At 43.6% G+C, this 20,217-nt stretch carries 18 protein-coding genes; 9 read left to right on the plus strand and 9 right to left on the minus strand.

What is annotated here, in order from left to right:
* Window positions 1-60: 60 nt before the first annotated feature.
* Window positions 61-762, plus strand: coding sequence for an IS1 family transposase (locus AO382_RS08715; RefSeq protein WP_064618156.1), 702 nt, complete (start codon window positions 61-63; stop codon window positions 760-762).
* Between the two features lie 30 nt (window positions 763-792).
* Here AO382_RS08715 and argA read toward each other — a convergent pair whose 3' ends face one another.
* Window positions 793-2,124: an amino-acid N-acetyltransferase gene (gene argA / locus AO382_RS08720; protein ID WP_064620252.1), complete on the minus strand. Its 1,332-nt coding sequence runs from the start codon at window positions 2,122-2,124 to the stop codon at window positions 793-795.
* A 308-nt stretch (window positions 2,125-2,432) separates the two neighbouring features.
* On the opposite strand from argA, the gene AO382_RS08730 reads away from it, so the two are divergent.
* The 3 genes from AO382_RS08730 (at window position 2,433) to efeB (ending at window position 5,719) form a co-directional block, all read left to right on the plus strand.
* Window positions 2,433-3,011, plus strand: a complete 579-nt coding sequence (locus AO382_RS08730; protein ID WP_227513671.1) for a DUF11 domain-containing protein — start codon at window positions 2,433-2,435, stop codon at window positions 3,009-3,011.
* A 400-nt stretch (window positions 3,012-3,411) separates the two neighbouring features.
* On the plus strand, window positions 3,412-4,323 hold the full coding sequence (gene efeO / locus AO382_RS08740; RefSeq protein ID WP_064620261.1) for an iron uptake system protein EfeO: 912 nt from the start codon (window positions 3,412-3,414) through the stop codon (window positions 4,321-4,323).
* Between the two features lie 103 nt (window positions 4,324-4,426).
* On the plus strand, window positions 4,427-5,719 hold the full coding sequence (gene efeB, locus AO382_RS08745; RefSeq protein ID WP_115346487.1) for an iron uptake transporter deferrochelatase/peroxidase subunit: 1,293 nt from the start codon (window positions 4,427-4,429) through the stop codon (window positions 5,717-5,719).
* A 146-nt stretch (window positions 5,720-5,865) separates the two neighbouring features.
* On the opposite strand, the gene AO382_RS08750 is transcribed toward efeB, so the two are convergent.
* The 3 genes from AO382_RS08750 to AO382_RS08760 all read right to left on the minus strand — a co-directional run bounded on the left by AO382_RS08750 (window position 5,866) and on the right by AO382_RS08760 (window position 9,304).
* Window positions 5,866-6,837: a tRNA dihydrouridine synthase gene (locus AO382_RS08750; protein ID WP_064620265.1), complete on the minus strand. Its 972-nt coding sequence runs from the start codon at window positions 6,835-6,837 to the stop codon at window positions 5,866-5,868.
* Between the two features lie 4 nt (window positions 6,838-6,841).
* On the minus strand, window positions 6,842-8,335 hold the full coding sequence (locus AO382_RS08755; protein ID WP_064620461.1) for a UvrD-helicase domain-containing protein: 1,494 nt from the start codon (window positions 8,333-8,335) through the stop codon (window positions 6,842-6,844).
* Between the two features lie 237 nt (window positions 8,336-8,572).
* Window positions 8,573-9,304, minus strand: coding sequence for a UTRA domain-containing protein (locus AO382_RS08760; RefSeq protein ID WP_064620267.1), 732 nt, complete (start codon window positions 9,302-9,304; stop codon window positions 8,573-8,575).
* A gap of 307 nt (window positions 9,305-9,611) precedes the next feature.
* Between AO382_RS08760 and AO382_RS08765 the strand changes: the two genes are divergently transcribed.
* Complete coding sequence (locus tag AO382_RS08765) at window positions 9,612-11,312, plus strand: FMN-binding glutamate synthase family protein (protein WP_064620270.1); 1,701 nt, start codon at window positions 9,612-9,614, stop codon at window positions 11,310-11,312.
* A gap of 203 nt (window positions 11,313-11,515) precedes the next feature.
* Here AO382_RS08765 and tatC read toward each other — a convergent pair whose 3' ends face one another.
* The 4 genes from tatC to hisIE all read right to left on the minus strand — a co-directional run bounded on the left by tatC (window position 11,516) and on the right by hisIE (window position 13,888).
* A complete protein-coding gene (gene tatC / locus AO382_RS08770) occupies window positions 11,516-12,259 on the minus strand; it encodes a twin-arginine translocase subunit TatC (RefSeq protein ID WP_064610060.1) in 744 nt (247 codons plus the stop codon).
* The gene (gene tatB, locus AO382_RS08775; RefSeq protein WP_064620273.1) at window positions 12,256-12,804 is read right to left on the minus strand and encodes a Sec-independent protein translocase protein TatB; all 549 of its coding nucleotides are present in this window, start codon (window positions 12,802-12,804) and stop codon (window positions 12,256-12,258) included. Before tatB ends, tatC begins: the two co-directional genes overlap by 4 nt.
* A gap of 8 nt (window positions 12,805-12,812) precedes the next feature.
* Window positions 12,813-13,037 (minus strand): Sec-independent protein translocase subunit TatA, encoded by a 225-nt coding sequence (tatA, locus tag AO382_RS08780; RefSeq protein ID WP_064620275.1) that lies wholly within the window; start codon window positions 13,035-13,037, stop codon window positions 12,813-12,815.
* Between the two features lie 62 nt (window positions 13,038-13,099).
* Window positions 13,100-13,888 (minus strand): bifunctional phosphoribosyl-AMP cyclohydrolase/phosphoribosyl-ATP diphosphatase HisIE, encoded by a 789-nt coding sequence (gene hisIE, locus AO382_RS08785; RefSeq protein ID WP_064620278.1) that lies wholly within the window; start codon window positions 13,886-13,888, stop codon window positions 13,100-13,102.
* 316 nt (window positions 13,889-14,204) lie between these two features.
* Between hisIE and rpmI the strand changes: the two genes are divergently transcribed.
* The 3 genes from rpmI (at window position 14,205) to AO382_RS08800 (ending at window position 17,448) form a co-directional block, all read left to right on the plus strand.
* Window positions 14,205-14,399 (plus strand): 50S ribosomal protein L35, encoded by a 195-nt coding sequence (gene rpmI, locus AO382_RS08790; RefSeq protein ID WP_036331620.1) that lies wholly within the window; start codon window positions 14,205-14,207, stop codon window positions 14,397-14,399.
* A 29-nt stretch (window positions 14,400-14,428) separates the two neighbouring features.
* Window positions 14,429-14,785, plus strand: coding sequence for a 50S ribosomal protein L20 (rplT, locus tag AO382_RS08795; protein WP_003661132.1), 357 nt, complete (start codon window positions 14,429-14,431; stop codon window positions 14,783-14,785).
* 386 nt (window positions 14,786-15,171) lie between these two features.
* Window positions 15,172-17,448, plus strand: coding sequence for a nitric-oxide reductase large subunit (locus tag AO382_RS08800; RefSeq protein WP_064620464.1), 2,277 nt, complete (start codon window positions 15,172-15,174; stop codon window positions 17,446-17,448).
* A 152-nt stretch (window positions 17,449-17,600) separates the two neighbouring features.
* Here the strand turns inward: AO382_RS08800 and AO382_RS08805 are convergent, their stop codons facing one another.
* Window positions 17,601-18,134 carry an Rrf2 family transcriptional regulator gene (locus AO382_RS08805; protein ID WP_064620283.1) on the minus strand — a complete coding sequence of 178 codons (534 nt, stop codon included), beginning with the start codon at window positions 18,132-18,134 and terminating at the stop codon, window positions 17,601-17,603.
* Between the two features lie 364 nt (window positions 18,135-18,498).
* Between AO382_RS08805 and nirK the strand changes: the two genes are divergently transcribed.
* Window positions 18,499-20,001: a copper-containing nitrite reductase gene (gene nirK / locus AO382_RS08815; protein ID WP_064620288.1), complete on the plus strand. Its 1,503-nt coding sequence runs from the start codon at window positions 18,499-18,501 to the stop codon at window positions 19,999-20,001.
* Window positions 20,002-20,217: the final 216 nt, after the last annotated feature.

The following is a 20,217-nucleotide window of genomic DNA, read 5'->3' on the forward strand; positions in this document are numbered from 1 at the left end:
GGTAGTGCTTTAAAAAGTATGCTGTAAAAAAACAGGCTGAGAAATTGATAAAATAGTGAAATGCAAATCACACTATACATCAACTGCCCAGCCTGTTTAGGGGACAGTATAAAGAAAAACGGTAAAAAAAGCTATGGTAAGCAGAACTACCAATGCAAAGACTGCAGGCGGCAATTTATTGGCGACCATGCGTTAAGTTATCTTGGATGTCACTCTCAAAAAGAAAGCAAAATACGCCAACTCATGGTACGAGGTAGTGGCATAAAAGACATCGCTTGCGTTGAAAGGATTAGCCAAGGTAAAGTATTAGCTACTTTGGAAAAATGCAACTACCGACTGATACCAAAGCAAAGTCACTATGACCAACTAGAAGTAGACGAGCTATGGATGTTCGTAGGTAAAAAGAGCAACAAACAATGGCTCATCTATGCTTACCACCGTCAAACAGGCGAAATTGTTGCCTATGTATGGGGAAAGCGAGACCTTAAAACGGTTAAACGATTAAGCGCAAAACCTCAAGCCTTGGGTGTAACTTGTGCTGTTATTGCCAGTGATAATTGGGATAGCTTCGTCACTGGCTTTAAAGGCTTTACTCAAAGAATTGGTAAATTTTTCACCGTGGGCATCGAAGGAAATAATTGCCGTATTCGGCATAGGATAAAACGAGCAGTTAGGCGAAGTTGTAACTTTTCCAAAAAACTCGAGAATCACTTTAAAGCCTTTGATTTAGTGTTCTTTTATATTAATAACGGGTATGTCTGATGTCAGCATACTTTTTAATGCACCACCAAATTATAATAATTTTTTGAGCACTTTTGAGTTACGGCTATGATCATAGCTGTCTTGGCGATCTTTTGGCAGCTCATCTACCGACACTTCGCCAAATCCTTGCTCAACAAACCAATGTGCGGTATGAGTCGTCAAAGCGTATAACTGATGGCGTCCATGACTTCTGGCTTGTTGCTCCAAAAACGCCAACAAATCAGCACCGCGGCTGCCTTTGCGGTAATCAGGATGAATGGCAAGGCTTGCTACTTCTGCCGACTGGGTATCTAGTGGATAAAGCGCCGCACAGCCTAAAATGGTGCCATCACGCTCAATCACATTATAAAACTCGATCTCTTGCTCTAGGCGCTCTTGGCTGCGGCGCACTAAGATGCCTTGCTCTTCAAGAGGTTTTAGCAGCTCAAGCAGACCGATGACATCGTTGAAGGTCGCACGGCGGATCTCTTCGTAAGGATCATGGCTGACCAAAGTGCCCGACCCGTCACGCGTGAACAACTCCTCAATCAAGGCGCCATCTTTGGCATACGAGATGATATGAGTGCGGTGTACGCCTTGACGGCAGGCACTGGCAGCGCAGCGCAGAAAATGCGCAATCTCTTCATGATCATCACGATCACGCAGCAGGCGATCGACTTCATTGGGGATCAGCTCATGCAGCAAGCGACCATCACGGCTGATGATGCCATCTTGCTCACCTAAGAAAATCAGCTTATCAGCCTGTAGGGCAACTGCCGTGGTCAGCGCCACATCTTCTGCCAGTAGATTAAAAATTTCACCCGTAACCGAAAAACCCGTCGGTCCGAGTAGGACAATGTGGTCATTATCCAAATTGTGGCGGATGGCATCCACATCAATCGAGCGCACCTCACCTGTCATCTGATAATCCACACCGCCTCTGATGCCATAAGGGCGCGCGGTCACAAAATTGCCTGAAATGGCATCAATGCGAGAGCCGTACATGGGGGAGTTGGCAAGCCCCATCGACAGCCGAGCTTCGATTTGTAGACGAATTGAGCCGACTGCCTCCAAGATGGCAGGCATGGATTCACGCGGTGTCACGCGCACATCCTCATGGAGGCTTGATATCAATCCGCGACCTTGTAAGTTTTTTTCCACTTGTGGGCGCGCGCCATGCACAAGCACCAATTTGATGCCCAAGCTGTGTAGCAGTGCAAAATCATGAATCAGCGTACTAAAATTATCACGAGCGACCGCCTCACCACCAAACATAACCACAAAGGTTTTGCCACGATGGGTGTTGATATAAGGGGCAGAATTACGAAACCAATGCACAGGCGTGAGTGCAGAGGTGTTCTGATAAGTGCTGACAGAATTCATAAATGCTCCCAAGATGTAATGGCTGATAAAATAAGAATGGCAAAAATATATATGGCTAGAGCATCTGATTTTGGTCAAATGTCCCATTAATGACTATTAAGATACATAATACCATAGCAAAGTTTTGGGCAGATGCCAAGCGGTTTATCTGCTTGATAAGGTTGGCATATGATAAAATCGCCATCATCGTCGCCAGTTTTAAGCATGTGTAAGTAGTTACCATAATTAAACAGTCAAGAAATTCACACCGCCAATCAGCTGTGCTATGCTTATGGGCACATAAAACTTGATCAACACAGGATAAATTTATGAAAATTTCTGCTGCTTTTTCTTTGAGTGTCATGGCTTTGGCGTTGTCTGCGTGTGTAACCGCACCAACACAAACCTCGCCAGTGGTTACCGAAACGACTGCTGTTGTACCTAGCATTTCTGAAGAGACGCCATCAGTTTTGCCCTCATCACCCAAAACGACACCAACTGTGGTAACCAGTGAAGATATCAATGCCGTCATGAATGCCTTTATTGTACGCAAGGATAATGCCCAAGAAACACTTGAGCCTGTCACTACTCAAAGTAGTATTAAGGCAGGCGATCTTATTGAATATCAGGTGCTACTTACCAATGATGGTAACAATCGTGTGCGTGATATGCGTGTGGCTTTAAGCTTGCCGCAAGGAGCAGAGTTCACGGGTGTGGTATCACCAAGTGTTGGCACGCAAGCAAGTGCAGATGGTTCACGCTTTGTCTTTATGCCAATTCGCACCACAGCAGCTGACGGCTCTATTCAAAATTTGCCGTTTAAGCAATATCAAGTATTACGCTGGAATATCCAAGACCTCGGCATTGGTGCAACAGCGGTTGTTAAATATCGTGCGGTTATCAAATAATCAGATGAATAAAACAGTGGATTGATACCATCATTTCGTCCCAAAACAAACAAACTGACAGCCAGCTTATATTTGGCTATCTCATCAATCCAAAAACACCAAGACACTGCCTTGGCTGCCTTTTCTTCCAATCAAATGGGTGAACTTGTAGAGATTAAGGTTGAGTCTTGGTGTTTTTTGTTAGTTGATATCTATTTTATCGATAAAACGATACAATCAGAGCAGATACTTTTAGCCAATAGAGTCATATTTTTTGGTTAATAGTTTTATAAGAATATACTTTATAGTGTATTGATAATCATTATTATTCATATTATAATGGTTCTCATATCGTTTATCTGTCATTGATTATCTTAATAATTTTAAGATAAATTATTTGGGACTCATTGGGTAACTTATCATGCAAACTTTTTCTAAATTTTCTAAATCTTTACTTTCTGCCAGTGTTTTGACATTGACTTTAGCCGCTTGTCAAAAACCAGCAGATAAACCCACCGAACCTGTGCAGCCTGCCCAAACGCAGGATGGTCATAAACCCAGCCATGATGGTCATGAGCATCACAAAACAGATGATGATACCATGGTGGATTTGAGTGCCGAAACGGCGGAATATAAGCATTGGGTAGAAGGTCAGATGGAGATTTTATTGGAGCAGACACAAAAATTTGTTGCTCTGCTTGATGCAGGTCAGCTTGAGGAAGCCAAAGCCTTGTATCCGCATGCTCGTATGCCATTTGAACGGTCAGAGCCAATTGCTGAAATTTTTGGCGACCTTGATCCACGCATTGATAACCGTGAAGCTGACCTAGAAGCAGGCGAGGTTTGGTCAGGCTTTCATGCCATTGAAAAAATCTTATGGACAAAAAATACTACCGAAGGCACCAAAGAACTTGGCCAGCAGCTGATTGCTGATATTAAAGAATTAAAAGATAAAATCCCAACTGCTGAGGTAACGGGTGATTTGATGGTAGAGGGTGCGGTAGATTTACTCAATGAGATTTCAACCACAAAAATCACAGGCGAAGAAGAGATTTTCTCAAAAACTGACCTTTATGACTTTAAGGCTAATATTGAAGGGGCACAAAAAATCTTTGAAATTTTAACCCCAAAACTACAAGCTAAAAATCCTGATTTGGTTACCGAATTAACAAAAAAATTCCAAGTTGTCAATGATTTACTTGCCACTCACCAAGTTGGTCAACATGATTACAAGCCTTATAATGAACTGAGTGCCGATGAAACCAAAGCGTTAGCTGAAGCGGTCAATAAATTGGGTGAGCCATTGGCACAAATGGGTGTGGTGCTACAGTAACCGCTCACATCAGACAATGACGCTGCTGTATATCAATCTAGGCAAATAAAGATACAGGCTAAACTTTATTTGCCATTGGTATGTTTAGTTAGGGGTATGATAAATGACGATAAAACAACCAATCAATCGCAGACAATTTTTAACAAAAGTGGGTATTGGTTCTGTCGCTGTTGGTATTGGTGCAATTGGATTGGCAGGATGTCAACAAGGTCATGAAAGTAAATCTGACGGGCAAACTGACCATACGCCCAAACCCGACAGTCCGCCTAATCCCAAGCAGGCAGGTGAACAAAATACCAATGTCAAGCACTGCTTGGCAGATAATCAGTATGATTTTTATGGTAAACATCAAGCGGGTATCATCACGCCAGCACAGCGTAGCATCTATTTTTTGGTCTTGGATTTGCATACAGATAAGTTGGATGACATCAAGGAGGTTTTTAAACAATGGACACAGTATGCCGCAAGATTAACCAAGGGTGATAATATCGCTCCTTATGGCTCAAATCCGCATGTGCCACCAGTTGATACAGGCGAGGCTGATAGCCTTGGAGCATATGGCTTGACTTTAACTTTTGGTGTCAGCCCATCGTTTTTACAAAAATTAAACTTAACTGATAAAAAACCGCCTGAATTTAGCGATTTGCCCAAATTCCCCAGAGACCAAATCCGCCCAGAATATTCAGGGGGCGATATTTGTATCCAAGCCTGCAGTGACGATCCACAAGTCAGCTTTCACGCCGTTCGCCAATTGGTACGCCAAGCCCGCTCAAGCGTTAGTATGCGATGGAGTCAGTCGGGATTTTTGGGTTTTGATTCAGGCAATCAAACCGCTCGTAACTTATTTGCCTTTAAAGATGGCACGGCTAATAGCAACACACTTGATAATGCTGATAAACATGTTTGGATTCAGCAGCCAGACTGGTTAAAAGATGGTACTTATTTGGTCGTTCGGCGTATCCAAATGCACCTAGAAACATGGGATAGAACCAGTTTAAACGGACAAGATGAAACCTTTGGCCGTCATCGAGATAGTGGTGCGCCGATTGGTCAAAGTGATGAATTTGCCCATCTGGATATCACCGCTAAAGATGATGAAGGTAATTTTATCATTCCTGAGATTTCACATGCAGGACTTGCTAAACGCAGCGGATTGCAGTTGCTTCGCCGTTCTTATTCTTATGCCAGTGGCATTGATCCAAAAACAGGTCAATTTGATGCAGGATTGTTGTTTATTTCATTTCAAAAATCGCCCATGCAATTCACCGCCATTCAAAGCTCTCTTGGGCGAGTGGATAAAATGAATGAGTACATCACCCACATTGGCAGTGGGCTATTTGCCTGTTTTGGTGGGGTAAAACAAGGCGAGTATTTGGGGCAAAAATTGTTTGAATAAAACCCATCACACAGTTTTATAAATCTATTTAGACAAATCGCTTGGTTTTGGCATGCCTTAGTGCTGTGGGCTGTATTGTAAAAATGACCGATAACACGGATGATGCTCAATGTGATCATATCTCTTAAGTGATATAAAAGATATGCTCAATGGTGATGAGTACTTTGGATAATTAATTGCTCAATATCACTTTTATTTTTGAGTTTTTTGACCGCTTGCCAAAGCTGATGTGCTTGAGTGTAGCCTTTGGTGAGCATCGCAAGCCACTGTTTATAGCGTCCAATCAGGCCATTTTGGTTATCGGTGCTATCATTAATAAAGTTTAGCTGATGCTGGCATAGATTTGCCCAACCCAAATCAGGCTTACCTGCAATGATGGCTGTTAAGTCAGGGCGAGTGACTGCTCCACGCCCGAGCATGAGATGGTGGGTTTGTGATTGAGCGATGCAGCGTTTGGCATGTTCGGCATTCCAAATCTCACCATTGGCAATGATGGGTAATCCTAAGTCATTAAAAGGTGCAATTTTTTCCCAATAAGCAGGTGGCTTATAGCCATCAACTTTGGTGCGTGCATGAACCGTTAGCCAATCTGCACGAGCATCTGCCACCGCATGACCAATCTCAGCTGATTGACTGGTATCAGTATAACCAAGACGAATTTTGGCAGAAACTGGAATTTGATTTGGTATAGCGTCACGCACCGTACGAATGATGGTATATAGTGTTTCAGGCTCTTCAAGTAAAACTGAGCCGCCTTTATGATTGTTAACGGTTTTGGCAGGACAACCAAAGTTAAGGTCAATGGCTTTAGCCCCCAAACTGACTGCCACCAAAGCACTGGCTGCCATGGTTTCAGGGTTGTTGCCCAAAAGCTGTACATGTACAGGTGTGCCGCTGGCAGTACAGCCTTCGGTGTATAGTTCTGGGACATATTTATAAAAAACATGTGCAGGCAGTGGGTAGTGTGTAACTCGAATAAATTCACTGACAGCCCAATCATAAGGCGAACCCAAATCATACGCAATTTGGGTTAGGATACGACGCATTAACGGATCGGTCAGCCCTTCCATGGGTGCAAGTAGGCGAACAGGATTGTTAAATAAGTGTGTCTTTTGCATGTGATTATCCCAAAATCAACTTTTTGTGTTGTAGAGCATGCAACAGATCGCTGATGTGATGAATGTCTAACAGGTTTTTGCCTCGTGTACAAGCCACATACAATAGGCGTAACTCTTCGGGTGTAATTTTAACAGCCAATGAGTTGATGTCATATAAAAAATCATCGCTGATTTGCACACGATTCCATTCAAGACCTTTAGATTTATGGGCAGTTGAGACGACATAATCTGCATGACTTGGCATGGTCAGGCTATTAATCGCCTTGGTGATGATGGTCGTGCCATGTTCTTCGATGAGCTTCACCCAAGTTTTTAAATCCCCACCCTCACCAGTTTCACTAAATTCTTGAACTTCCTGCCAGTGATTAAAGTAGGCAAGTTCAGGGATGCCAGAGGCAGATTTGCCATTTCTAAGGCTGTCAGCACCTTGGCAAAATCTTAAAATTCGATGACTATCAGCCTGTAAAGCAACCTTATGCCCAAGCTTTAGACCATCAAGCAAATGACTCATGGCAGTGGCATTTGTGCGGCATAAGATGGCATCTTTTGCACCATGAACCAAACTTTTGGCTAAGATTGAAGATTGATTGGGGTTGCCCTTTAAGGGAATGTTTTCATTGAGTGCCTTTAAAAATACATTGGCAATCTTGGCGATCGGTTCACCAAAACGAAACGACTGCGTCAATAGTGTCTGTGGATAGGGCAGGCGTTTCATGGCATTTAGAGCGCCACGCCATTCATAGATTTGTTGATGAGCATCGCCAACATAGATGGTTTGCTTATCTTGGCGAATCAAAGCACCCATCATTAAAGGGTCGGCATCTTGAGCTTCATCAAATAAAATAAAATCAGCAGGAATGATGGGATCAGACAGCGTCCACAATTTTAGATAAATATCATGACTGATGCCTGCTTGATGGCGTGGATCGATCGACTGAAGCCACCGCTGCTCAAAAGCAGGGTATAAAGTCATCTGAAGCGCTTCGGCATCAGATTCGCTCATCCAACTCGGCGCAGTGATGTGACGCGGTGCAGGATAAGCAGAAGAGGTCTTACAAAAAGTGGTGATGGCTTCACTGATGATATTAGCAAGCTTGGCAGGCGTAAGCGTCACTGGCTTTTTGATGCCATCCACGATGCGCTCAGTGCTGATGGCACGAAGCCCAAGCTCGCTTGCTAAGCGCGATGGCGTCAGTCTAGGTAAACTGATTTTGGCAGTCACATCGCGGCTGACATGACGAAATGCCAAAGAGTGAAACGTTTGGCAGCGCACACTGGGCGGAAATTTTTGCTGTGCTTCGGTAGCGATGGCTTTATTAAATGCCAAATACAGCCCCCGACCACGCAGATTTTCGCTGATAAGCTTCAGCGTCGTCGTTTTACCTGCACCAGCATAAGCAACGATTTTGAAAGATTGCCCTGTTTTTGCCATATCAAGTGCCGCCAACTGCTCTTCGGTGGGCGTTGGACGGTCGTGGGCTTGAGTTGCCCCGTACATCGCAGGGCTTTGGTAATCGCTGTGCATCATGGGGCAAAAGATTGACAAAAGCTTATTATACCATAGCTTATGATCGCTGAGCAGATTTCATCTGCCTAAGTCAAACTGCAGTTTAGGAATGACCTAAGCCATTAGGCGTCGGTGCATATTTAAGCTAGACGACTTATGAATTTTAAGACTAATAAAAACTACTGAGATGATCGGTATCATCTCAGCAGTGGTTGGGTATTTGATGAATTATAACCGACCGCCAAATGAAAAACGGCTACCAGGGTGCCACATATTCACAAAAGTGACAGGCTGCCCTTGGGATTTGGTGTGCCGAGCATGCAAGAGTGCGGGCTCATACGCTTGTATTTGCAGCGCTTCACAGACATTGATGGGTGCAAGCTTGGCTTGGATTTGATAATCGCCATACTCAAGTGGCACATGGTCAATCAAATAATCACTGGTATTGATACTGCTAAAATCTTGATTGATAAAATCAGGAATGATGGCAGCATTCACCCAGCGATCTTCATATTGAATGGGTAGGTCGTCGCCATAATGCACGATACACACCTGATAGAGTTTGTCAGTGTGAGCAGGCTGACTGTGAAAAAACAGCGCATTCAGCCAATGATTTTCAGGTTGATTCAATGCCTCAAAATCAAGCGTCTTTTGTGCGATCACTTGAGCGCGATAGTGATTAAATCGCTCATTGATATCTTTGGCGATATTGCGAATTTCAATATGGGCATTATTGTACTTTTGCTGAGCCACATAGGTGCCCGAACCTTGACGACGCTCCAACACACGCTCAGCTTCAAGTTCTTTGACCGCGCGATTGACTGTCATGCGTGATACGCCAAAATCTTCAGCAAGCGTAATCTCAGCAGGAATGGCGGTGCCAGAAGCCCAAGTGCCAGCATGAATATTGTCCAAAATGGCATTTTTGATGCGCAAATAAGCAGGGGTTTTGTTTGACATAATCGGCTAATGAACCAAATGAGGCGGAATGATGCGTGATGATAAATCACTGAAATTCTTGCCATTGTAGCCAATATTTGAGTAAAAATAAAGCGGCTAAATGCTGATTTTTATAATAATTTAAAATCGCGTACTAAAACTTTGGATTGTTTGGATTAAGATTTATCAAAATCTTTGATGACTTTATTACTATTGGCAAATTATTATGATAAATTAGCTATGTTATAATAGCCAAATATCAGCGACTGACAGAATGTGTTTATTTAATCTGTGTCTCGTTTTATATCACAAATAACCTGATTGCCTCATGACATCATCAAAGACACCCTCAAAACCTTCTCAAGATTCAGCCAATTATCTATTTTTGGTCTTGCCACGCTTTGCGCTCCTTTGGGTCTGTGTGGCGCTGATTCCTGTTTCGATTTTATTTAAAATTTGGTGGCTGCTTTTTATCGCCACTTGCTTAACTTGTCTTGGTATTTATAATATCAACCAAAAGCGTCATGCGATTTTGCGTAATTATCCCATCAGTGGGCACATTCGCTTTTTGTTTGAAAATTTTCGTCCAGAAGTGCGTCAATATTTCATCGAAGGTGATCGTGAAGAAGTGCCATTTTCACGGATGCAGCGCTCGATTGTGTATCAGCGCGCCAAAGATGTTGATAGCACGACTGCGTTTGGTAGTTTGAATGACTTGACCAAGCCTGGTACGGATTGGTTTTTGCATTCAGGCAGAAGCCACAAGATCAGCGATCATGATTTTCGTGTGCGCGTGGGCGGTGATCGCTGTGAGCAGCCTTATGACTTATCGGTGTTTAATATCTCGGCGATGAGTTTTGGCGCGCTGTCCGCGGCGGCGATTGAGTCGCTGAATAAAGGTGCCAAAGAAGGCGGTTTTGCGCATGATACAGGTGAGGGGAGTATTAGCCCTTATCACCAAAAGTATGGCGGTGATCTGATTTGGCAATTGGGCACAGCTTATTTTGGCTGCCGTGATGAAAATGGACGCTTTAATCCTGAGACTTTTCGTCAAAGAGCGACACTGCCCCAAGTCAAAATGATCGAAATTAAACTGTCACAAGGCGCCAAGCCTGGTAAAGGCGGCGTATTACCTGCCTCAAAGATTACCCAAGAAATTGCTTTGACGCGTGACATTCCGATGGGGATTGACTGCATCTCACCGCCAACCCATCCAGAATTTAGCACGCCCACTGAGCTTGTACATTTTTGGCAGCGTGTGCGTGAGCTGTCTGGCGGTAAGCCTGTGGGGTTTAAGCTGTGTATCGGCATGCCTTGGGAGTTTATGGCAATTGTCAAAGCCATGATCAAAGAAGATAACTACCCAGATTTTATCGTCGTCGATGGGGCAGAAGGCGGCACAGGTGCAGCGCCTGTTGAGTTCATGGACTCGGTTGGCATGCCTTTGGTGGACGCTTTGATTTTTGTTCAAAATACGTTGGTTGGTGCAGGTATTCGTGATAAGATCAAAGTCGGCGTGAGCGGTAAAGTGATTTCAGGATTCGACATCGCAAGAATGATGAGCTTAGGCGCTGATTGGTGTAATTCAGCGCGTGGCTTTATGTTTGCGGTTGGCTGTATTCAGTCGCGTTCATGCCACACCAACAAATGCCCAACTGGCGTGGCGACCCAAGATCCCGTCCGCCAAAAAGCCATTGATGTCCCTGATAAATCACGACGCGTGGCAAATTTCCATCAAAATACACTCAAGGCACTCGCTGAAATCGTCGGCTCTGCAGGGCTTTGGCATCCATCAGAGCTAAAACCACATCACATTGTACGCCGACAACCAGATGGCTGGATTAAGCTGTTATCTGAGCATTATCAATTCATCGAAACAGGTTCGCTATTAACGGGTGACTGCGGTCGCCGTGTGTTAGATGATATGTGGAAGCTTGCCGATCCAAACAGCTTTCAGGCGATGACGATTGCAGATAAGATTGTTGGTGCTGAAAATAAACGCAACCGCACGATAGAAAGTCTGTATTAATAAAACTAAGGGTAACATAAATTGACCAAGATAGACACCCTTTAAATTGATGTCAAGCAATCAGAGGTTTCATGTGAAACCATCAAAAAAGCCAAGTTAACACCACCTTGGCTTTTTATTTTGAAGGTATGTTCTTAGTGTTGATTTGATTGCAATTGATTTGATTTTTAAGGAAAAATGGTTGGTTTTAGGCGGCGTTTGTCCTATGGTGCTTTGGGTGTTTTGACTAATAATTTTGCCATGATAAGCCCAAGTTCAAACAGTAAACACATCGGAATGGCAAGCATGAGCATACTGGCGCCATCAGGCGGCGTCACCACGGCAGCCACCGCAAAGCAGCCCACGATGATATAGCGGCGCTTATCTGCAAGGCTTGTAACTGTGACAAGGCGCATCAGCACCAAAATCAGCGTCACGACCGGAATCTCAAACATGATACCAAAAACCAAAAACAGCTTCATCACAAAGCTAAGATAGCTGTCAATATCGGTCATCGGTAAGACATTATCAGGGGCAAACATGATAAAAAACTTAAGCGCAGGCACAAGCACAACAAAATACGCAAAAGCCACACCAATATAAAACAAAGCGATGGACGAAAATAATAAGGGTAAGGCGGCGCGCTTTTCATGTTTATAAAGCCCAGGCGAGATAAAGCCCCAAAGCTGAGCTAAGATAAACGGAACAGTCACAAAAAGCGCAATAAAAAACGTCAATCGAATCGGTGCAAGAAATCCAGAGGCAACATCAGTCGCAATCAAGCTTGCCTCACTGGGCAGAAGAGCCACCAAAGGATCTGAGATAAAATCATAAAGCTCGCGGCTAAAACCAACCAATGCCAAAAAGACAACCAAAACTGCCAAAAATATGCGGATAAATCGTCCACGCAGTTCGATAAAATGTGACATCAGCGGCGTGTCATCTGTGGGTAAGTCAGCTTGATTCATAGGGTTTGGTTAGGTTGATTCAATAAAGGATCGGCAGCATAATTGGGCAAATGAGGCGCAGGCGGCAGGCGACGACGTCGGTCATAGTCGCTCAACAAAAACCAGCGGTTAGTCATCGGTAGCGTGATCGCTGTGGCGATGGCATGGGCTTCTTGACGATTTTTGTCGTCAGATGATGCCAGATTGTGCTGATGCGAGGCATTGTGTGTTGGTGAATCGCTCTGCCATGCGTCCATAGTTTGTCGTTTGGAGGTTTGCAAAGTCGCTTCGGTGCGATTGAGCGACTGCTGTAAAGCATCCATCTGAGCCTTCATACGTGCTTCAGACTGGCGAATCTCATCAAGCTCTTTTTTGAGGAGTTCTTGGGTCTCTAGCAGTTGCAGCTCGCTGGTGATCTCGCTTTGTAGTCTTTGACTGGCACGGCGAAAATTGCCATACCATCGCCCAAGCGTGCGTGCAGCGACAGGCAGTTTTTCAGGACCCAAAACAATCAAGGCAATGATACCAAATAAGGTCAGCTCAAAAAACCCAAGGCTTCCAATCATAGTAAAACTTAGCTATTGTCTTTGGTTTTTTCGACTTTGACTTCTTCGGCAATAATGACTTTTTCATCATTATTATTAGCAATTTTTGGCTTGTCTTCTTCTTTGACGGCATCTTTAAATCCTTTTACCGCACTGCCCAAGTCTTTGCCAGCATTTTTTAATTTGCTGGTGCCAAAGACAATGACCACCACCACAAGTAAAATTAACCAGTGCGTAATAGAAAGTGAACCCATAAACTACCCCTTAATTGTCTTAATTATCGTTAAAAATTAGTAAGCTAAGCTTAATTATAGTGCTATTTTGTACGACTGTTCTTTTCTTCGATGCCTGAGATACCAAAGCGACGCACCAGCTCATTGATGACATCTTGAACAGACAGCCCTAATGCTGATAATGCCACCATTTGATGGAACCAAGTATCTGCCACTTCATAGACCAAGTCATGCGCCATCTCATCGCAGTTTTCATCAGCGTTTTTGGCACGCTCAAGCTCTTTGGCGGCGATGATGCTCTCAACTGCTTCTTCGCCCACTTTTTCTAGGATTTTATTTAACCCTTTGTGATATAAGCTTGCCACATACGAGCTGTCTTTATCGGCGGATTTACGCTCATCTAATATCGCATCAAGACTTGCCAGGACATCAGATGACGACTGATTTGTCACAGCTATACTGTCATCATCAGCGGCTGTCGGCTGATTTTCCCCATAAATTTGACTGGGATCTTTGATGACATCACTGATGATTTGCCATTCGCCTTGATCATCAAGCTGTTTAAAAAAACACGACTCGCGCCCTGTATGGCAAGCGATACCGCCGATTTGAGTGATGGACAAAATGATCACATCACTGTCACAATCGGTAAAAATGCCATGAACAATCTGCGTATGACCTGAAGTTTCACCTTTATGCCAAAGCTTGCCGCGCGAACGCGAAAAGTACACCGCTTCTTTGGTCTCATAAGTGAGCTTGAGCGCTTCTTTATTTTGCCAAGCCACCATCATCACGCGTCCTGTTTCTCGGTCTTGTGCGATGGCAGGAATAAGTCCGTCGTCATTGAATTTTAGGGTTTCAAGCCAGTTCATATCAGTTTATGCCAAGGTTTTGGTATGACGGCATTAAAATCGGTCATCAAAATTATGACAAATCTTACGCCAAAAATGTGTCAATCTAATGACGAATGAGCTTAGGCAAAATAAAATCAGTATTTTATAGACACCTTGGTTCGTCAATTGAGATGATAGTGCTATTGTAACGCTTGCTAAGAGCTAAGTAAAGGCAAAGGGTGCTTGTTTTGGCAAGTTTAATCTGCTATAATTTGCGTCCCACCTTCCGTCAGTGCCCGTATGGCATTAGGCAAAAAGGTTCATTGTTGGGATACCAACTTTAATTTAAGAGGTTATTATGAAACTTAAAACCAAACGTGGTGCCGCCAAGCGTTTCAAAAAAACTGCCAATGGCTTCAAGCGTAAGCAAGCATTCAAGCGTCACATTTTGACCAAAAAATCTCCAAAGCGTATCCGTCAATTGCGTGGTTGCGTTATGGTTCATGCATCAGACGTGGCTTCAATCCGTCGTATGTGCCCATACATCTAATCAACTTTTGGATATTTTAGGAGAATAACATGGCTCGTGTAAAACGTGGTGTACAAGCAAATCGCCGTCATAAAAAAGTTCTAGCTCGTGCAAAAGGTTACTATGGTGCACGCTCTCGTGTGTATCGTGTCGCTGTACAGGCTGTCATGAAAGCTGGTCAATACGCATACCGTGACCGCCGTAACAAAAAGCGTTCTTTCCGCCGTTTGTGGATTGCTCGTATCAACGCTGGTGCTCGTCTAAATGGTCTAAGCTACAGCCGCCTGATTAATGGTCTTAAAAAGGCAAATGTTGAAATTGACCGTCGCATTTTGGCCGATATCGCCATGCATGATGCGGCTGCCTTTACTGCCATTACCGAAAAAGCAAAAGCTGCTTTGGCATAATCGTTGCTTTGGCATAATCATAGAGTGTGATGGTTAGTCAACCATCACACTTAGGATTATCACCCAAAAACCATAATACATCATTGTATTATGGTTTTTTTATTGCTTGATTTATGGATATGAACTTAAGACATGAGCCTAACTGGTTGGTATTGATTTATTTATTTACATTAGCTCACAATATTGATGGAAAGTATTAACATGTATTTAAAATATATGTTATACTTTGCTTGTTAATCAATCATCGCTGACTTTAATTGTGCCTTTTCATCATTTTGATGATAACTGTTGAGCCAGTCAATGGATAACAGCAAGTATAAACCAGCCATTATTCAAGCGAATGATATATGTTTCATCCACCTAATGACACTATGAGGAGTATGGCAATGGGTGAATATAAAAAACATTGGTGGGGGCTTATCATTACACTGATTATCGCCTTCATCTTATTGGGTTGGGGCGGTTTTGAGATTTACCGCACCACTCCGCCCATTCCTGATAAGTTCGTTGACTCATCAGGTCAAACTTTAATCACAAAACAAGACATTTTAGACGGTCAATCCGCTTGGCAATCGACAGGCGGCATGCAGTTGGGTTCAGTCTATGGTCACGGTGCGTATCAAGCCCCTGACTGGACAGCCGATTGGTTGCATCGTGAGCTGGTCGCATGGCTTAACATCAAAGCCCAAGCCGATTATGGCAAGGCGTTTGATGAGCTGACCAGCATTGAAAAAATGGGCTTACAACAACAGCTCAAAGAAGAGTACCGTGGCAGTGGCATGGGGTCAGATAACACGGTGATGTTATCCGACACTCGCATAGCAGCGATTAACCAAGTTGCACCTTATTACATTGATTTATATGGCGATACCCCAGAGCTTGCCAGCTCTCGTGAAAGTTTTGCCATGAAAAATAACACATTACCTGATTTGACGGCTCGTCAAAATCTGGCTCATTTTTATTTCTGGACAGCGTGGACATCGTCCGCCAACCGCCCAGGAACGGTTGCCACTTATACCAACAACTGGCCGCATGAACCTTTAATTGACAATGTGCCTACCGCTGAAAATGTGATGTGGTCGATTGCCAGTGTGGTGTTCTTATTGGCAGGCATTGGTCTTTTGATTTGGGGTTGGGCATTCTTGCACAAACAAGAAGAAGATGACATTAAATTAACCGTACCAAAACAAGACCCATTAAGCTTAATTGAGCTAACACCCTCACAAAAAGCCTTAGCCAAATACGCCTTTTTGGTGGTGGCGTTGTTTGTGGTGCAGATATTCTTAGGGGGCTTTGTGGCTCACTATACCATTGAAGGTCAAGACTTCTATGGCATTCCTGTGTCTGATTTTATCCCTTATTCTTTGGCTCGTACTTGGCACATTCAATCTGCCTTGTTCTGGATTGCCACCGCCTTTTTGGCAATCGGTTTGTTTGTTACGCCCATCATTCATGGCGGTAAAGACCCCAAATATCAAAAGCTTGGGGTGGATTTGTTATGGGTGGCGTTAATCATTGTGGTGGTTGGCTCATACATCGGTCAATACCTTGCCATTGCTCACATCATGCCTGCTCATCTTAACTTTTGGTTTGGTCATCAAGGCTATGAATTTATTGATTTAGGGCGTTTTTGGCAAATCCTAAAATGGGTTGGGGTGTTATTCTGGCTGGTCTTGATGTTGCGTGGTGTGATGGCTGGCTTTAAAGGTGAAGGCGATAAGAACCTGTTGTTCATCTTTGTTGCTTCTGTGGTTTGTGTGGGCTTATTTTATGGCTCAGGCTTGTTTTACGGCGAACATACCCCGATTGCCATCATGGAATACTGGCGTTGGTGGGTGGTGCATTTATGGGTAGAAGGGTTCTTTGAAGTCTTTGCCACAGTGTCCATTGCCTTTATTTTTTATAACTTAGGTTTGGTGAGCAAAAAAATCGCCACAGGCTCTTCAATTGCATCAGCTGCCTTGTTTTTATTGGGCGGTGTGCCTGGCACATTCCACCACTTATATTTCACAGGCACAACCACGCCAATCATGGCAATCGGTGCGTCATTTAGTGCTTTGGAAGTGGTGCCTTTGATTGTCTTGGGTTATGAAGGTTATGAACACTGGTCAATGCAACGCCATGCCAAATGGATGGAGCGTTTAAAATGGCCTGTGCTGTGCTTTGTTGCCGTGGCATTTTGGAACATGTTGGGGGCAGGTGTGTTTGGTTTTATGATTAACCCACCCATCTCACTGTTTTATCTGCAAGGTCTGAACACCACACCTGTCCACGCTCACGCAGCTTTATTTGGCGTGTATGGCTTCTTGGCATTGGGCTTTGTGCTGTTGATTGTGCGTTATTTGCGTCCTGAATATCGCTTCAGTGATAAATTGATGAAAACTGGCTTTTGGGGATTAAACCTTGGCCTGTTACTGATGATTTTTACCAGCTTGTTGCCAATTGGTATCTATCAAGCCTATGCGTCTATCACCGAAGGCTTGTGGTATGCCAGAAGTGAAGGCTTCTTACAACAAGACTTTTTAGAAACATTGCGTTGGGTGCGTACCTTTGGTGATGTGGTCTTTATCATCGGTGGCGTGAGCATCGCTTTACAGGTGGTCAAATTGGTATTTGGTCAATCGCCAAAACACCCAAAACATGACACACCCATCACAGACTAACCCTCGTGTGATGTCTAAAGTATTCGTTCTTATCAACCATAAAAATTCCCCCAAAATCATTGGGGGAATTTTTATGGTTGATAGTGGTTAATGGTGGTTTGAATAAATCCAGCCATCATTAGCCGCAAATGAGTCAATCACAAATGAGTAAACTACCCATCATATAAAGACAAACAGTGCCTTAGCTCATCGGCGTTGCTGATGATGTCCGCCAGCGTATAGCTGTCCAAAACCTGCAAAAATGCCTTGGTGGCTTCGGCAAAAACCTGCTTTAAATGACAAGCAGGTGAGATGACACAAGACAGGGCGGGCTGTCCCACAGACAAATCCAAAGTTTTGATTTTTATCAAATTATCTGTCATCACATCATCTGTCATCACATCATCTTGTACTGGCTCATCAGCAAAACACGCCACCACAAAAAAATCTGGCTCTGTTTGGCGAACGATGTTGCCAACATTGATGTTTTTGGGGTGCATTGCCAAGCGAATGCCACCGTTTTTACCCCGCGCACTGTCAATGACTTTAAGCTTGTTCAACTGATGAATGACCTTGGTCAAATGGTTTTTAGAAATCCCATAGCTTTTGGCAATGTCATCAATGCGTACCAATTCATCATCATTGGGTATGGTCGCCAAATAAATCAGCACACGCAACGCAAAATCACTGTATTGAGTTAATCTCATAATCACACTCTGCAACCATGTTCATCTTGACACGCCATTGGTCAATCTAAAACACCCAATCTCAATCCATGCAAATTCAAGCAAAAAAGCTAGGAATTCTATCAATTTTAAATAAAAATGACAATAATTATTATCTTTAATCATGTTTAATTTACATGATAAAACATTGATGTAAAAAGATTGAAAAATTGGTTTACTTTTAAGAAAAATGTATTTAAAATACATGTTAAGGATATGGCATTATACATGTGTTTGACATGTATTTTAAGTGCCTTTTCTAGGCATTTTAACCTTTCTGTGCTTTTTATTTTTATTGATGGCATTGAAGAAAATTACAGGCAACCTTTCTATAAGGAGAACCCATATGTCTAAGCCTACTTTGATAAAAACAACCTTAATTTGTGCCTTAAGTGCATTGATGCTCAGTGGTTGTAGCAATCAAGCGGACAAAGCCGCCCAGCCAAAAAGCAGCACGGTAGACGCTGCTGCCAAGACGGCAGATAATGCTGCCTCACAAGAACATCAAGGCGAGCTGCCTGTCATTGATGCCATTGTTACGCATGCACCAGAAGTGCCACCACCTGTTGACCGTGACCACCCCGCCAAAGTGGTGGTAAAAATGGAAACCGTTGAAAAAGTCATGCGTTTGGCAGATGGCGTGGAATATCAGTTTTGGACATTTGGCGGTCAAGTTCCAGGGCAGATGATTCGTGTGCGTGAAGGCGACACCATCGAAGTGCAGTTCTCAAACCACCCAGATTCAAAAATGCCCCATAATGTTGACTTTCACGCCGCCACAGGGCCTGGCGGCGGGGCAGAAGCGTCATTTACCGCACCGGGTCATACATCAACCTTTAGTTTTAAAGCCTTACAGCCTGGTTTGTATGTCTATCACTGTGCGGTTGCACCTGTTGGCATGCACATTGCTAATGGCATGTATGGCTTGATTTTGGTTGAGCCAAAAGAGGGCTTGCCAAAAGTAGACAAAGAATACTATGTCATGCAAGGCGATTTTTATACCAAAGGCAAATATGGCGAACAAGGTCTACAGCCCTTTGATATGGAAAAAGCCATTCGAGAAGATGCTGAATATGTTGTCTTTAATGGTTCGGTGGGGGCGTTGACTGGTGAAAATGCTCTAAAAGCCAAGGTTGGCGAAACTGTTCGCTTATTTGTGGGTAACGGCGGTCCGAATTTGACATCATCATTCCATGTCATTGGTGAAATTTTTGATAAAGTTCACTTTGAGGGCGGCAATGGCGTTAACCACAATATCCAAACCACGCTAATCCCAGCAGGTGGCGCTGCCATCACTGAATTTAAGGTGGATGTGCCAGGCGATTATGTCTTGGTTGACCATGCCATCTTCCGTGCCTTTAACAAAGGGGCATTGGGCATACTTAAGGTGGAAGGTGAAGAAAATCATGAGATTTATTCACACAAACAAACAGACGCTGTCTATCTGCCAGAGGGTGCAGCACAAGCGATTGACACCCAAGAAGCACCCAAAATACCTGCACCTGCCAACTTACAAGAGCAGATTCAAGCAGGTAAGGCAACCTATGACTCTAACTGTGCTGCTTGTCACCAACCTGATGGTAAAGGTGTGCCAAACGCTTTCCCACCGCTTGCCAACTCTGACTATCTGAACGCCGACCACGCTCGTGCTGCCAGCATTGTGGCAAATGGATTGTCTGGTAAGATTACCGTCAATGGCAGCCAATATGAAAGCGTCATGCCTGCGATTGCTCTGAGCGACCAACAGATTGCCAATGTCATCACCTACACGCTGAACAGCTTTGGTAACAAAGGCGGTCAACTCAGTGCAGACGATGTGGCAAAAGCCAAAAAAACCAAGCCAAACTGATCTTAAAGTTTGATTAAGATATCCGCTGGTTTTCATTGAGCATCATGGCTGTCTTATGGGGCAAGCCATGATGTGCTTAATGGCTTTAATGGTTTTAATGCTTTTTATGCCCAATAATATGCCCAAAGTATGTGTTTAAAAGCCGTGCTAAAAGGTGTATGCTAAAAAGTACAAAAGCTTGACGCCAAATTAAGTGAAAGCTTAATAAAGTGAAAA

The sequence above is a fragment of the Moraxella catarrhalis genome (genome assembly GCF_001656295.1).
In the GTDB taxonomy this organism is placed as follows: Bacteria; Pseudomonadota; Gammaproteobacteria; order Pseudomonadales; family Moraxellaceae; genus Moraxella; species Moraxella veridica.